Raw genomic sequence first — 14,614 nt, forward strand, 5'->3', positions numbered from 1 at the left:
TCATGGCCGCCCTGCGGGCCAGGGCTGCCAGGGGGTGGGCGACAGTGCGGCCAGCGGCTCGCGGTGGCCGGGTGCGGCCAGGCCGGCGGACCCGGTGTCGATCGAGCGGGGGACGACCGACCCGTCGGAGGACAGCGCGAGGGTGTGCGTCACGACGTCCATCGACCGGTCGCGGGGGCTCCCCACGGCGTACACCATGGTGGCCGTGCGGGGGGCCAGGTCGACCGAGAGCGGGCCGAGGATGGGGTCGCCGGAGGTGCCGGCGGGCAGCAGCTCGACGCGGTGGGTGCCGGCGGGCACGTCGGCCTCGGCGTACTCCCCGTTGGCGATGTTGCTGAAGACGACCTTGCCGTCGAAGGCCACGTCGGCCGGCGCCACGGTCGCGGTGTGGGCGAGCAGGAGGCGTGCCTTGCCGGGACCGATGGGGGAGTCGGGCGTGGTGTAGGTGTTGACGACCGGCGACCCGTCGACCGAGGCCGGTCGGTGCAGCACGACGTCGTTGCCGGACCCGGCGGCGACGTCGAGCTTGGTGGTCAGGGTCCGGCCGCCCGGTCCGCCGACGAAGGAGAGCCGGTGCGCACCGGGGGTGAGCGTGAGCGGCCCGACCACCGTGCCGACCCCCGCCTGCTCCTCGACGGTGCGGCCGTCGACCTGCACCTCGACCTCGGTGCCGGGCACGGCTTGCACCACGGTGACCTGCCCACCGGCGGCGGCGCTCGCGCCGCCCCCGGCGCCGGCGGCGGCTCCGAGGAGGCCGAGGACCAGGGTCGCGACGCACCACACGAGCTTGTTCATCCCAGGACCCCCAGATGACCTGCAGCAGCGGGATGCCCCGCTGCCAGGTCGTCCAATGCAGCACGAAGGTCGTTGCCTGGTCAAAGGCCGTCGCCCGACTTGACGGGGGATGGACGGGAAAGTCCTGCGATACCAGGCAGTAGGCCTCGAGTGCAACTCCGTGTCCGCCATCCGGGGCGGCAGCGGCCGAGGTCGGCCGGTCCGGTGGGGGCCGGGACTCAGGGCGTCGGCGAGGCCGAGGCGGGGTCCCCGGTGAGCACCCGCACGGCCAGCGCGGTCGTCGCCTCGACGTTGAAGAAGCCGGCGACCCGGGTGACCCGGTCGATGTCGAGCGGCAGCAGCCCCGGGGTGCCCGGTCGGTCGGGGGTGAGACCGAGGTCGAGGTCGGTGTGGCCTTGCATCAGGTCGACGTTGAAGTCGTAGCGCTCGCGGGCGCCGGGTGCGGTGAGGCGTCGTACGACGGTGGCGCCGAGGCGCCGTCCGCCGGTCTCGGCCGCGTGAGCGTCGAGCGCGGCCGCGACCGAGCGGCCCGCGTCGTGCTCGACGTCGGCCCACACCGCCTGCATGTCCCCGGCGACCTCGAGCAGGGCCATCGCGGCCTTCTCCCCGATGCCCGGGACGCCCGGCAGGTTGTCGCTGGCGTCCCCGCGGAGCGCGGCGTAGGCGAGGTAGTTCTCGGCTGCCACGGCGTACATCAGGCGCAGCCGGTGGGGGTCGAGCAAGGGAGATCCGGCGATGCCGCCGTCGATGAGGCGCAGCACGCGCGTGTGCGGGCTGATGTGCGCGAAGGCGTCGCGGTCGGAGGTCACGATGACGCAGTCCCAGCCGTGACGCCCGGCCCAGGCGGCCGCGGAGGCGCCGACGTCGTCGGCCTCCAGGCCCGGGGGAGTCAGAGTGGCCAGCCCCAGAGCGTCCAGCAGGCCCCCGGCGCGCTCGAGCTGCTCGACGAGCTCGGGGTGCTTGGCCGCCCGCCCGGCCTTGTAGAGCGGGTAGCGGTCACGCCGCTGCGAGGAGGTGCGGTCGTCGAGGCCGAACAGGACGGCGTCGGGAGCGAACCGGTCGATGCACTCCAGGATCTGGCGCAGCATGCCGTGCAGCGCCCAGACCGGGCGTCCGGACCGGTCCAGGATGCGGGTGTGCGCCCGGGCGTGGTGGTTGCGGTGCAGCAGCGACGGGGCGTCGACGACCAGGAGCAGCCTGCGCGGGTGGGCGGCGTCGGGTGGGGTCATCGAGATCGCGGCCCATGCTACGTCCGCGCCTCACCGACCCGCCCGCACCGCCGGTCGACCCGGCCCCGTCGGTCTAGCCGGCCCCGACTGTCGAACCGGCCCCGTCGGTCGAGCCGGCGCCGTCGGTCGAGCCCGTCGAGACCCCGGACCTCAGCGGAAGTCGCGCGAGGACGCCCGTGCCTGCAGCACGGCGCCGGCGCCGGGGACGATCACGTCGATGCCCTCGACCCGGTCGGCGACGAGGTTGGTGACCCCCTCGTGGCGCTCGAGCCGGCCGCGGACGACGACGGCGACGCGGTTGCGGGCCGCCTGCCGGTGCACCTTCATCACGCCGATCGAGCACACGACGTTGAGCATCCCGGTCTCGTCCTCGAGGTTGAGGAAGGTGACGCCCATGGCGGTGCCGGGCCGCTGCCGGTGGGTGACCAGGCCACCGACGTGGACGCGACGCCCCGACTCGGTGTCGGCGAGCTCGGCGACCGAGCGCACCCCTGCGCGGCGGAGGTCGTCGCGCAGGTGCTCGACGGGGTGCCGCTCGGGCGAGACCCCGGTGGCCCAGAGGTCGGCCAGGGTGATCTCGGGCTCGCTGAGGCCCGGCAGGGTGGGAGCCGCAGGAGCCGGCGTCGTGCCGGGCAGGTGCTCGGCCCCCTCGGCGAAGCCGGCCGCCCAGAGCGCCTCGCGGCGGCCCAGCCCCCAGGCGTCGAAGGCGCCGGCCGTCGCGAGCGCCTCGAGCTGGGTCGAGGTCAGGTCGGCCCGGCGGGACAGGTCGGTGACGCCGGTGAAGGGGGACTGCTCGCGTGCCGCGACGATGCGTCGCGCCACGTCGGGGCCGATCCCGCGCACCGAGTCGAGGCCCAGCCGCACGGCGAGCGAGCCGTCGCGCCGGTGGGCGGGCACGGGGTCGGGGGTGCCCGGCACCCACTCGACGCGCTCGAAGCGAGGCCGGCAGCACGCCTGCATCCCGGTGGGGGCGGTCGCGCCCGCCCGGACGGGTTCGAGGTCGGCCTGGGCGGCGGAGCGGGTGACGTCGGGGCGGCGTACGTCGACGCCGTGCCGCCGCGCGTCGCCCACCAGCGACTGGGGGGAGTAGAAACCCATCGGCTGGTTGCGCAGCAGCCCGGCCAGGAACGCGGCGGGGTAGTGCAGCTTGAACCACGACGAGGCGTAGACGAGCAGCGCGAAGGAGAGCGCGTGCGACTCGGCGAAGCCGAAGTTGGCGAAGGACAGGATCTTGACGTAGATCGAGTCGGCCAGGTCGCCGGTGATGCCGCGACGCTGCATGCCGGAGTAGAGCTTGTGCTTGACCGACTCGATGCGCTCGACGCCCCGCTTGGACCCCATGGCCCGCCGCAGCAGGTCGGCGTCGTCGCGGCTGCAGTCGCCGAGCGCCACCGCCATCGCCATCAGCTGCTCCTGGAACAGTGGCACGCCCTTGGTGCGCTCCAGCACCGGCACCAGCTCTGGGTGGTCGTAGGTGACCGCCTCCTGCCCGGTGGCCCGGCGGACGTAGGGGTGCACGGCGCCGCCCTGGATGGGACCGGGTCGGATGAGGGCGATCTCGATGGCGAGGTCGTAGAACTCGCGCGGACGCAGGCGCGGCAACGTGCCGATCTGGGCCCGGCTCTCCACCTGGAAGACGCCGATCGAGTCGGCGCGGCACAACATGTCGTAGACCGCCGGCTCCTCCTTGGGCATCGTGGCCAGCGTCCACCTCTCGCCGAGGTGCTCCTCGGCGAGCCGCATCGTGTGGTCGAGGGCGCCGAGCATGCCCAGGCCGAGCAGGTCGAACTTGACCAGGCCCATCGACTCGCAGGCGTCCTTGTCCCACTGCAGCACCGTGCGCTTGTCCATCCGCGCCCGCTCGATGGGGCAGACCTCGCCGATGGGCCGCTCGGTGAGCACCATCCCGCCGGAGTGGATGCCGAGGTGGCGCGGCGCCCCCATCAGCTCCTCGGCCAGCGCGACCACCGGGGCGGGGACGTCGTGGGCCGCGGGGTCACCCATGTCGCCCGCGACCACGGACTTCCAACCGTCGATCTGCTTGGACCACGCGTCCTGCTGGCCCTGGGAGAAGCCCAGCGCCTTGGCGGCGTCGCGCACCGCCATCCGTGGCTGGTAGGCGATGACGTTGGCGACCTGGGCCGCGTTGTGCCGGCCGTAGGTCTCGTAGACCCACTGGATGACCTCCTCGCGGCGGTCGGAGTCGAAGTCGACGTCGATGTCGGGCTCCTCGTCGCGGTGCGCCGAGATGAAGCGCTCGAAGGGCAGCCGGTAGAAGACGGCGTCGACCGCGGTGATGCCGAGGGCGTAGCAGACCGCGGAGCTCGCCGCTGAGCCGCGGCCCTGGCACAGGATGCCGCGCTCGCGGGCGAACGCGACGATGTCGTGGACGATGACGAAGTAGCCGGCGAAGTCCTTCTCGGCCACGACCCGCAGCTCGTGCTCGAGCCGCTCGCGCGCCTCGCGCTCGTGGGGCACGCCGACGTAGCGCTCGGCGAAGCCGCGCTCGGCCAGCACCCGCAGCCAGGAGTCGGCCGTGTGGCCCTCGGGGATCTGACGCTTGGGCAGCGCGGGGGAGGCCTTGCGCAGGTCGAAGGCCAGCTCCTGCGCCAGCGACACGCTGCGGGCGACGGCGCCGGGGTGGCCCGCCAGCGCGGCGGCCGTCTCGGCACCGCTGCGCAGGTGGGCCGACCCCGAGAGGTCGAGCCAGCCGTCGAGCTCGGCCAGGCTGCGGCGGGCGCGCACCGCCGCCATGGCCGAGGCCACCCGGTGGCCCGCCGGGGTGGCGTGGTGGGTGTTGCCCGCGGCGACGACGTCGAGGCCATGGTCGGCGGCCAGCCGCGCGAGCGCCGCGTTGGTCCCGCCTGCCCCCGGTCGCGGCGACAGCTCGACCAGCACGTGCTCGAGCCCGAACAGCGACGTCAGCCGGTCGAGCGCCTCGGCCGCCGCCCGCTCGCCCCCGGTGGCCAGGGCCTGCTGCACGGTGCCCTTGCGGCAGCCGGTGAGCACCGCCCAGTGGCCGCGGCCGCGCTCGCCCAGCGCCTCGAGGTCGTAGTCGGGACGGCCCTTCTCATCGCCGCGCAGGTGGGCGTCGGTCATCGCCGCGGCCAGCCGGTGGTAGCCCTCGACCCCACGCGCCAGCACCAGCAGGTGGCTGCCCTCCGGGTCGGGCACGCCGTTCTGCGGGCCGGACAGACCGAGGGAGAGCTCGGCGCCGAACACCGTCGGCAGGTCGTACGCCGCAGCGGCCTCGGCCAGCATCGGGGCGCCGTAGAAGCCGTCGTGGTCGGTGATCGCCAGCGCGGTGAGACCGAGCCGCACGGCCTCCTCGACCAGCTCGGCGGGCGAGCTGGCGCCGTCGAGGAAGCTGAAGTGGCTGTGGCAGTGCAGCTCGGCGTACGGCGTCACCGCGGCCGGTCGGTCGATGGACCTCGCCGACGTCGCGGCGCGCTTGCGCCGGGACACCGGGGCGTCGTCGGCCCCCGGCAGGCCGCTGAGACGCCGCTCGAGCTCGGCCCACTTCATCGCGGGGTTGTTCCAGCCCATCAGCGCACCCCGGCTCGGTCGTCGTGGTCAGTCATACGCCGCCTCCAGCGACCAGCCCTCGGGGGCGCGGAGCAGCAGCCAGGCCCGGCCGTCGGCACCGACGACCTGGAAGCGGGCCGAGAGGCCGGCCCCGCCGGACCACCAGCCCTCGTCGGTGGGCCACGGGCCCGCCCACGCCTTGACCGGCTGCCACGGCACGTCGCCGCCCTCGACGCGGAAGCGGGCGGGCTCGCCCGTGACCACGCCGCGCTCGGTGACACGCACGTCGAGGTTGCGCTCGTCGACGACCTCGGCGTCACGGGGGACGGCGAAGACCCGCACCGGGGGCGGGCCGGGCACCCGTCCGGGCCAGGGGCGGTCGACCGGACGCAGGTCGACGGCGCGCTCGCCCCAGGGCACCAGCGCCTGCCGGGCCGCCGGGCTGCGGCCGCCCTGCAGCACGGGGCGCACCACGGCGTCGAAGCCGATCATGCCCTGGACCCGCGCCACGCCCCGCTCGACGAGGTCGTCGGACGCGCTGCCCCACAACGCCTCCCCGTGGGCGGCGGCGGACTCCACGACCTCGGGCACGAAGCGGATCCGCTCGATCGGCGCGCGCACCACGCCGACGTCCTTGCGGGCGCGCAGCGAGCCGCCCACGTCGGCCGACTGCAGCTGCCAGTGCACCCGGTCGACGAGGTCGCGGGCCCCGAAGTGGCGCGGGTGCAACCAGGTGCGCGACGAGCAGACGACGCCCTCGGACTCGGCCTCGACGCGGACGCCGGTGGCGACGAGCTGGCGGCGCGCCAGCTGCTCGACGAACCGCTCGGCGGTGGTGCGGACGCTGAAGGTGACCGCCTCGACCGACTCCAGCGGAGGCTCGAACGGCACCTCGGCGTCGAGCTCGGGCGGCGGCTGCCGGGCGGCGAACAGCGTCGGGTCCTCACCCCGGGCGCGGCGGCGTACGGCGGCACCGTAGGCACCCAGCCGGTGGCCGACCGCCTCGGCCGGCAGGTCGGCGAGGTCGCCGAGCGAGCGCATCCCGAGGCGCTCGAGCAGGCTCACCAGCTCGCGGCCCTGCGCGCCCTCGTCGGCCAGCACCGAGACGGGGAGGCCGCGCAGGAAGTCGGGGGAGCCCCCGGGAGGCACGACCGTCCACGACTGGGCGTCGGCGGTGCGGGCGGCCTGCTCGGCGGTGAAGAGGTCGTCGGCGACGCCGAGACGGACGTCCCTGACGCCGATCCCGACGAGCGCCTCCGCGACCGTGGCGGCGGCGTAGGTCTCGTTGCCGTACCACCGGTCGGGCGCCCGGACGGCGAGCAGACCGGGCCGCAGCGCCGCCACCCCGGGACGCAGGTCCTCGACCGTGGCCAGGACCGGCTCGAAGGCGCGGGCGTCGCGGTCGGGGTTGGCGGGCAGCAGCACCAGGTCGGGGCACCGGGCCTGCGCGTCGCGGCGCCGCTGGCCGCGGCGTACGCCCTCGGCACGGGCAGGGCCGTTGCAGACCTCGACGAGGTTGGCGTGCAGCACGGCCGCGGGGGAGCGTGACGACGCCCCGGCCTCCTCGAGCGCGGCGACCACCGACCAGTCGGGGCACCACACGACCATGACCCTCATCCGATGGCCCGTCGGACGACGGGCTGCTGCTCGACGGGGTCGACGGGGTCGACGCGGGCGACGTCGGGCCAGCTCAGGTCTATGCGCCGGGGCGGCCGTGACCCGCGGTGCACGAGCACTCCGGCACGTCGCTCCTGCAGCTCCCCGGGGCCGGTCGTGGGGCCCTCCCACGCGGACTCCACCGTGCTGAGCCGCGCCTCGACGCGAGGCCACCGGCCGTGGACCACGAGCACCGCCGAGCGGTTGCGGAGTCGCGAGCCCAGCACGGCCGCGGTCTTCTCGCTCACCGACGCGGGCGGTCGCAGCACCACCACGCGCAGGACGTCGACCAGGGCTGCCGTCACCTCCACCCAGTGCTCGCCGGGGTCCGGCACCAGCACCGTGCGCGAGAGCTCGATGCCCAGGCCCGCCGCGGCCTCGGCCCCGAAGTCGGGGCAGCCGGCGAACCCGACCCACGCCCCGGCCTGGGAGGCACCCGCCGCCAGCGCGAGCGCCAGCGAGGCCGAGTCGACCGCGTAGGCCGACCCGGCACGGAGCGGCAGCACGTCGGTGAGCCCGGCGAGCGTGGGCACGACTTCGCCCGTGGTCCTACGCTCCATGGCAGCGACCCGCTCACGCAGCTGCTCCACGACCGACCGCCCCGGGTCGAGCTGGGCGGTGCTGGCGGCGGGCATGGGTCAAGGATCGAACACATGTTCGAACTCGTCAAGCCGTTCGACCGACCCTGTGGACCGGCGTCTCACCGTCCCGTCGGACACCCTGCGCCGCCTGGGGTGCGGGGGTACGGTGACGCGTCGCTGCTCACCGAGGGGATCTCATGCGTCGACCGGGTCTGCTCGCGGGTGCGGTGCTGGCGCTCGCCCTCGGGGTGCAGGTCGGGGTCGGGCCGTCGTCGTCGGCCGACGACGAGCCGCCGGCCGACCCCGGTACGGCACCCGCGTGGCGCGTGCTCCGGTCCGAGGACTTCACCAGGACGCTGACCGTCGACCGGGCGCGCTGGGTCAAGGACCCGCAGAGCGCGACGAGCCCCTGGGCGGTCGACCAGCTCGACGACAACGGCCGCGTCTGGCACGCGATCAGCGACCCGGCGATGACGCGGCAGCTGCGGACGCTCCACGTCTTCCGCAAGCGGGTCGCCTTCGGCACCGACGGCTGGCTGACCGCCGAGGTCGCCGCCGTCGACAAGAACCGCGACGGCCGGCCCGACTCCAGCCCCGGCCTGGCGACCACGGTGCTGCCCGACGGCGAGCGCGCGGCGCGGATCAGCGAGCCCTCGTGGGACGCGGGCGTGGTGATCCGACCCACCCGGCCGCTGCCGGCGGCGTACCGCGTGGAGATGACGCTGCGCGGCATCGACTTCGGCGGCAAGCGCAACGGCTCGCTGTCGTACGCCGGGAAGACCAACGGCTACCGCACCGGCACCTGCAAGACGGCGTTCCCGTGGACGTTCACCGGCGCCATCCCGGGCCGGTCGCGCTGCCGCTACCCGAGCGTGACCAAGGAGAACGGGTTCTACTTCCTGACGATCCTCGACCACGCCAACGGGGCGCCGCACGGCAACGCCGGCATCCACTACCGCCGCAAGGTGGTGCTCGACTCCTACAACAGCCAGGCGTCGTGGTCGGCCTCCAACGCGATCTGCAACCCCGCGACCGGCCAGCTCGAGAGCACGCTCAGCGGCACCTACAACGCCGTCAACGCGGCCTTCGTGCGCGGCGACGCGTTCCGGCGCGAGAACAACAACGTGGGCAACCAGTACTTCTTCCGCACGCCCTGCGGCGACTTCGACGGCGCCGGCCGGTGGGGCCCGGGCGGGAAGTTCCGCGACCTCGCCTCCAGCGTCGAGCTGCGCCCCGAGCTGCTGCCGACCCAGCGCTACCGGTTCGCGGTCGAGCGCGACGCGAGCGGCTACACGATCGAGCTGAGCGGGCCGTTCCGCCACGTCAGCCAGGCGACCTACCGGCTGCACCACGACTTCGTCGAGGGCGGTCGCCCGATCTGGCACTACAACCAGAAGCCGGGGGAGTACGACGGCCGCTTCGACCGCTCGCTCACCCACACCGGACCCGCCGGGAAGTACGTCACCCGCCACACCTGGCCGGCCGGCTCGGCGTACCCCGACTCGTTCGTCATCGGCGACCCCCACCTCAACTTCTACGAGGGCTCGGCGGTCGTCGACGACGTCCGGCTGCTCGTGCCGACCGGCTGAGCGATCAGTTCCACTGTCGGTGGTGGTCGAATTACTGACACCCCTCGATGACAGGAGCACCCGATGTCCTTCCAGGCCTACCTCGACAACGCGGAGAAGAAGACCGGCAGGACCCCGCAGGAGCTCGTCGACCTCGCCCGCGCGCGCGGCTTCGGTGCCGACACGAAGGCCGGCGACATCCTGGCCTGGCTCAAGGACGACTTCGACCTCGGTCGGGGGCACGGCATGGCGCTGGTCCACGTCATCAAGAACGGCCCCGGCATCAGCGACGAGCACGTCGGCAGCTCCGGCGCGCACCGGGACGCATCGTCCGTGCTGCGGCTGGACGGGATCGCCGCCCGCTAGTCCGGTCTCACTCGGTGTTGTCGAGGATCAGCCGGGTGGCCTCGTCCGGTGCGTCCCACTGCGGGAAGTGCCCGCACCGCTCGAACCAGTGCAGCGCGGCGTCGGGGAAGAGCTCCTGAGCACGGGTGGCCTGCCGGGGCACGGTCACCAGGTCGCGACGACCCCACCCGATCGTGACCCGGCCGGGCACCGTGCCCGCCGGGGCTCCCTGCTGCGTGGGGCCCGTGGTCAGGGCGTCCAGGGCAGCCGAGGTCGAGGGAGAATCGGCCAGTCCGCGTACGTCGGGCAGCACGGTCTCGGTCGACAGTGCCCACGGCCGGGCCGACAGCTGAGCCAGCAGCAACGTCCTGCCCACGGGGCTGCCCAGCAGTGCCGGCAGCCTGTCCCGCAGGACGCGGACCAGGGCGATCGAGGGTCGCAGCGTGGCGCCGAAGACGGCGAGCTGGCGGGGGCTCCAGAAGCCGCCCGGGTCCAACGCCACGGTGTCGCCGCCGACGCCCCGGCGCGCGAGCTCGAGCACGATCCGCCCGCCCATCGACTGGCCGGCGGTCGAGACGCCGTCCAGGCCCTGCTCGCGGATGAAGCCCACGACGGAGTCGGTCAAGCTGGCGATCGAGACCTCGCCGTCCAGCGGCGGTGTCTCACCGAACCCGGGCAGGTCGACCGCGACGACCCGGCGACTCTTCGCGAGGTCGTCGAGGATCGGGGACCAGGATCTCCAACCAGCACCCAGGCCGTGCACCAGCAGCAGCGGGCTACCGCTCCCTCGGACCACGTGGTTCAGAGTCATTCCGTCGACGCTAGCGCGTCGTCCCTCGGGTGCGGGCCTCGCTGGTCGTCGGCGGCAGAGCGCTGGCCGCCGAGCGACGGGACGCCTTTGCCCACCGCTCCCCCCGACCGCTCGGAGCCGGTCGTCAGTACCAGCCGACGCGCTCGGAGTGTTCCCACGCGCCCTGGGGGTTGCCGTAGCGCGCGGCGATGTAGGCCAGCCCCCAGGTGATCTGGGTCTCGGCGTTGGTGCGCCAGTCGGGCGCGACGTCCGCCATCTTCGAGCCCGGCAGCGACTGCGGGATGCCGTAGGCGCCGGAGGACGGGTTCTCGGCGAGGTGGTTCCAGCCGGACTCGCGCTGCCAGAGCTGGTCGAGGTACTGCCACTGATCGGCTGCCACGCCGAACTGGAGCATCAGGCGATATCCGAGCCCGCGGTTGGACTCGGGGTCGACGTCCGTAGGCAGCACCTCGGGAGAGGCGCTGGCCATGGACGCGGCGATGCGCTCCGCGCGCTTGGCCAGCTGCTCGATGATGACGGCGCGCGGCACGCTGGCGGCGGCGCCGGTGCGCTCGACCCGGGCTTCAGTCCTCGTGGGGGTCGGTGCCTCAGGCGTCTGCGTCGCGACCGGTTCCCGGGACGGAGTCCGCGTCGGGGCCGTGGGTGCCTCGGACGCCGTCGGCTCGGCCGCCTCGGGTTCGGACGCCGTCGGCTGGGCGACCGCGCAACCAGCGGTCATCAGCGCGACGATCAGCAGCGCGGCTGTCTTCACGGCTGGCCGCCTGGGAACCCCTCCGGGCCTGCCGTGGTGCCGGCACCACGGCATGGTCGACACCTCGTGCTCACGGTCACCGGCACAGGGTGGCACGGGTCGTTGATCTGCGCACCAACATCCGAATCTGGGCAGATCGTACGTTCGGCAGGCAGACGCGAGCCTCGGTTCCTCAGGGCTCAGAGCGAGTCAGATGCGGGAGCTGGCCCCGCACGTCTGTCACCGCACACTGAGGCTCATGACCACCATCGGCGACCTTGCCTTCGTGGCCGCCATCTCGATGGGCCCCGGACTGGTCCTCACCACCTTCGTGCTGCTGCTGGTGACACACCAGCCTCGGTGGGTCTCCAGGACGGTCATCGTCTGTTGGGGTCGTCGCCGCGACCGCGTTCGTCGCCTACTGGCACACGGGGGAAGAGCCTTCGGCTACGCCGACGCGAACCGGTCGGTGCCCGCGGTTCTCGACCAGGCGACCCACGTCGCCATGGCGGCCTGCCTGCTGTCGAGCCTCATCGTGGTGGCGCTCGGGGCCTCGCGGCTGGTCGCCGCCTGGAACAGCCGCCCGAAACCTGGGTCGGATGTGCCCTTTGACAACGAGGCCCTGGCATTGCGTGTCCGGTGATGCACGCGTCCGACAGGCGGCGGTGTGTTCCGGGTCTGGGCCAACTGCAGCACCCGAACGCACAACACCCCCGACCGACTGCAGCGGAGTCGTCCGGGGGTGTCGTGCGGGGCCGCACGTGGCGACCGACGGCAGGGGTGACGACGGGCCCGACCGGAGTGCCGGTCGAGCCCGTCGAAGGGTGGATCAGATGTCGTAGTAGAGCTCGAACTCGTGCGGGTGCGGACGCAGCTGCACGGGGAGGATCTCCTGCTGACGCTTGAAGTCGATCCAGGTCTCGATCAGGTCGGGGGTGAACACGTTGCCCTCGGTGAGGAACTCGTGGTCGCGCTCGAGGTTGTCGAGCACCGCGTTGAGCGAGGTCGGGACCTGGTCGATCTCGGCCATCTCGTCCGGCGGCAGCTCGTAGATGTCCTTGTCGATCGGGTCGGCGGGCTCGATCTTGTTCTTGATGCCGTCGAGGCCGGCCAGCAGCAGCGCCGAGAAGGCGAGGTAGGGGTTGGCCGACGGGTCGGGGCAGCGGAACTCGATGCGCTTGGCCTTGGGGTTGGCGCCCGTGATCGGGATGCGCACGCAGGCCGAGCGGTTGCGCTGGCTGTAGACCAGCGAGATCGGGGCCTCGAAGCCGGGCACCAGGCGGTGGTAGGAGTTCACCGTCGGGTTGGTGAAGGCCAGCAGCGACGGGGCGTGCTTGAGGATGCCGCCGATGTAGTAGCGCGCCATGTCGGAGAGGCCGGCGTACCCGGTCTCGTCGTAGAACAGCGGCTCGCCGTTGTTCCAGATCGACTGGTGCACGTGCATGCCGGAGCCGTTGTCACCGAAGATCGGCTTGGGCATGAAGGTCGCGGTCTTGCCGTTGCGCCAGGCGACGTTCTTCACGAGGTACTTGAACTTCATGACGTCGTCGGCGGCCTTGAGCAGCTCGTCGAACTTGTAGTTGATCTCGGCCTGGCCGGCGGTGCCGACCTCGTGGTGGGCGCGCTCGACGGTGAGGCCGGACTTCTCCAGCTCGATGACCATCTCGTCGCGCAGCTCGCCGAAGTGGTCGTACGGCGCGACGGGGAAGTAGCCGCCCTTGTACTTCACCTTGTAGCCGCGGTTGTTGTCCTCGGAGCCGGAGTTCCAGGCGCCGGCCTCGGAGTCGATCTCGTAGAAGCCGGTGTTGGCCTTGGTCTCGAAACGGACGTTGTCGAAGACGTAGAACTCGGCCTCGGGGGCGAAGAACGCCTGGTCGCCGACGCCGGTGCTCTGCAGGAACGCCATCGCCTTGCGCGCGATGTTGCGCGGGTCGCGGGAGTAGGCCTCGCCGGTGATCGGGTCGTGGATGAAGAAGTTCACGACGAGGGTCTTGGCGGTGCGGAAGGGGTCGATGTAGGCCGTGGTGGGGTCCGGGAACAGCGACATGTCGGACTCGTGGATCGCCTGGAAGCCACGGATCGAGGACCCGTCGAAGCTCAGGCCGTCGTCGAACACCGACTGGTCGAACGACGAGACCGGCACGGTGAAGTGCTGCATCACACCGGGAAGGTCGCAGAAACGGACGTCGACCATCTCGACGCCCTCGTCCTTGACGTACTTCAGCAGCTCTTCGCTGTTGTTGAACATTCGTCCTCCTTGGCCGCCCTGCGACCGCGTGGAAATGGTGAGCGCTGCGCCAGCGTGCTGACGCGACGACGCGAAACTACGTACGGGTGGTTGCACGACCGTATCCACATTGTTTCGGGCACGTAACACGACGGTCACCCAGCGGTCGCCCACGACCCCCTCCTGGCTAGGCTCGCGGCGTGCCTGAGTACGCCTCGTGGGGGCGGCGCATCCTCGCCCTCGCCATCGACTGGATCGCCTCGATCCTCGCCGTCGTGGGCATCGTGGGCTTCGGCCGCTACCTCGACGACCCGTCGTCGGGCTGGTGGGTCCTGGGCGTCTTCGCGGTGCAGGTGACGCTGCTGACGGCGCTGGTCGGCGGCTCGTTCGGCCAGGTCTGCACGGGCGTGCGCGTGCTGCGCGAGGACGGCCGGCTGCTGCCCTTCGTCCCCACCCTGCTGCGCACGCTCCTGATCTGCCTGGTCGTGCCGCCGATCATCTTCCAGTCGGCGACCGGCCGCGGGCTGCACGACCTGTGGACCAAGTCCGCGGCGTACGACGCCCGCAGCGCCCGCCGAGCCGCCTGACCCGCCTCCTCAGGAGGACGGCAGCACGCCCCGCCGCACCGTCAGGCGCTCGGGCCAGGTCACGACGAGCTCGCCGCCCGGGGGAGTGGCCCGCCAGGCGTCGAACAGCTCGGTCAGCCGCCGCTGCACCCGCGCGAGCTCGGCGGGCGTGACGAGACCGGCCGGGAGGTCGGGGCGGAGCCGGCCGTCGTGGCCGACGCAGGCGGCCAGCGCCTCCGAGCAAGCGGTGTCGTCGCGGCCGGCACGGGCCAGGCGCTGCGAGCGCCGCTTGTCCTTCACGGGGCTGCGGTCGGCCGGGGGCGGGGTGAAGAAGCCGCCGAGGTCACCGCCGGCCGCGACCTGGCCGAAGATGCCGAGCCGCAGCCCCAGCGCCTCCTCGATCGCGAGGTGCACCAGGTCGTGCGGCACGTCGCCGCCCGGGGCGCCGACACCCACCCGGGGCGGCACGTCGGGGCCGGTGTCGTGGCGGCCGGAGCGGCGTACGCCCACGCGGTAGCGGCGACCCTCGACGCGCTCGAAGACGACCTCCACCCGGGCGAGGCTACGGAGCGACCGTCGGG

The 14,614-nt window shown here is 73.1% G+C and carries 13 protein-coding genes; 4 read left to right on the forward strand and 9 right to left on the reverse strand.

Features of this window, described 5'->3' with window-relative positions; translation table 11 throughout:
* From ASG49_RS05685 to ASG49_RS05705, 5 genes are all read right to left on the reverse strand, one after another.
* A complete protein-coding gene (locus tag ASG49_RS05685) occupies positions 1–795 on the reverse strand; it encodes a DUF4397 domain-containing protein (RefSeq protein WP_056538180.1) in 795 nt (264 codons plus the stop codon).
* A 218-nt stretch (positions 796–1,013) separates the two neighbouring features.
* Positions 1,014–2,024, reverse strand: a complete 1,011-nt coding sequence (locus ASG49_RS05690; RefSeq protein ID WP_056538183.1) for a 5'-3' exonuclease H3TH domain-containing protein — start codon at positions 2,022–2,024, stop codon at positions 1,014–1,016.
* A 150-nt stretch (positions 2,025–2,174) separates the two neighbouring features.
* A complete protein-coding gene (locus ASG49_RS05695) occupies positions 2,175–5,570 on the reverse strand; it encodes an error-prone DNA polymerase (RefSeq protein ID WP_056538185.1) in 3,396 nt (1,131 codons plus the stop codon).
* A gap of 27 nt (positions 5,571–5,597) precedes the next feature.
* Positions 5,598–7,166 carry a DNA polymerase Y family protein gene (locus ASG49_RS05700; RefSeq protein ID WP_056538188.1) on the reverse strand — a complete coding sequence of 523 codons (1,569 nt, stop codon included), beginning with the start codon at positions 7,164–7,166 and terminating at the stop codon, positions 5,598–5,600.
* Positions 7,163–7,840, reverse strand: a complete 678-nt coding sequence (locus ASG49_RS05705) for a hypothetical protein (RefSeq protein WP_056538191.1) — start codon at positions 7,838–7,840, stop codon at positions 7,163–7,165. Before ASG49_RS05705 ends, ASG49_RS05700 begins: the two co-directional genes overlap by 4 nt.
* Before the next feature lie 143 nt (positions 7,841–7,983).
* On the opposite strand from ASG49_RS05705, the gene ASG49_RS05710 reads away from it, so the two are divergent.
* Positions 7,984–9,375 (forward strand): hypothetical protein, encoded by a 1,392-nt coding sequence (locus ASG49_RS05710; protein WP_056538194.1) that lies wholly within the window; start codon positions 7,984–7,986, stop codon positions 9,373–9,375.
* Between the two features lie 63 nt (positions 9,376–9,438).
* Positions 9,439–9,720 carry a DUF4287 domain-containing protein gene (locus ASG49_RS05715; RefSeq protein ID WP_056538197.1) on the forward strand — a complete coding sequence of 94 codons (282 nt, stop codon included), beginning with the start codon at positions 9,439–9,441 and terminating at the stop codon, positions 9,718–9,720.
* Positions 9,721–9,727: 7 nt separating this feature from the next.
* Here ASG49_RS05715 and ASG49_RS05720 read toward each other — a convergent pair whose 3' ends face one another.
* Positions 9,728–10,510, reverse strand: coding sequence for an alpha/beta fold hydrolase (locus ASG49_RS05720; RefSeq protein ID WP_056538199.1), 783 nt, complete (start codon positions 10,508–10,510; stop codon positions 9,728–9,730).
* A gap of 124 nt (positions 10,511–10,634) precedes the next feature.
* Positions 10,635–11,261: a lytic transglycosylase domain-containing protein gene (locus ASG49_RS19045; protein WP_200936204.1), complete on the reverse strand. Its 627-nt coding sequence runs from the start codon at positions 11,259–11,261 to the stop codon at positions 10,635–10,637.
* A 238-nt stretch (positions 11,262–11,499) separates the two neighbouring features.
* Between ASG49_RS19045 and ASG49_RS05730 the strand changes: the two genes are divergently transcribed.
* Positions 11,500–11,883, forward strand: a complete 384-nt coding sequence (locus ASG49_RS05730; protein ID WP_156384198.1) for a hypothetical protein — start codon at positions 11,500–11,502, stop codon at positions 11,881–11,883.
* A gap of 186 nt (positions 11,884–12,069) precedes the next feature.
* Here the strand turns inward: ASG49_RS05730 and glnA are convergent, their stop codons facing one another.
* Positions 12,070–13,488 carry a type I glutamate--ammonia ligase gene (glnA, locus tag ASG49_RS05735; RefSeq protein ID WP_056538207.1) on the reverse strand — a complete coding sequence of 473 codons (1,419 nt, stop codon included), beginning with the start codon at positions 13,486–13,488 and terminating at the stop codon, positions 12,070–12,072.
* Positions 13,489–13,667: 179 nt separating this feature from the next.
* On the opposite strand from glnA, the gene ASG49_RS05740 reads away from it, so the two are divergent.
* The gene (locus ASG49_RS05740) at positions 13,668–14,054 is read left to right on the forward strand and encodes an RDD family protein (protein ID WP_056538210.1); all 387 of its coding nucleotides are present in this window, start codon (positions 13,668–13,670) and stop codon (positions 14,052–14,054) included.
* A 9-nt stretch (positions 14,055–14,063) separates the two neighbouring features.
* Here the strand turns inward: ASG49_RS05740 and ASG49_RS05745 are convergent, their stop codons facing one another.
* Positions 14,064–14,585 carry a hypothetical protein gene (locus tag ASG49_RS05745; RefSeq protein ID WP_056538213.1) on the reverse strand — a complete coding sequence of 174 codons (522 nt, stop codon included), beginning with the start codon at positions 14,583–14,585 and terminating at the stop codon, positions 14,064–14,066.
* Between the last annotated feature and the right edge of the window lie 29 nt (positions 14,586–14,614).

Origin of the sequence: Marmoricola sp. Leaf446 (genome assembly GCF_001424755.1) — a bacterium.
In the GTDB taxonomy this organism is placed as follows: Bacteria; Actinomycetota; Actinomycetes; order Propionibacteriales; family Nocardioidaceae; genus Marmoricola.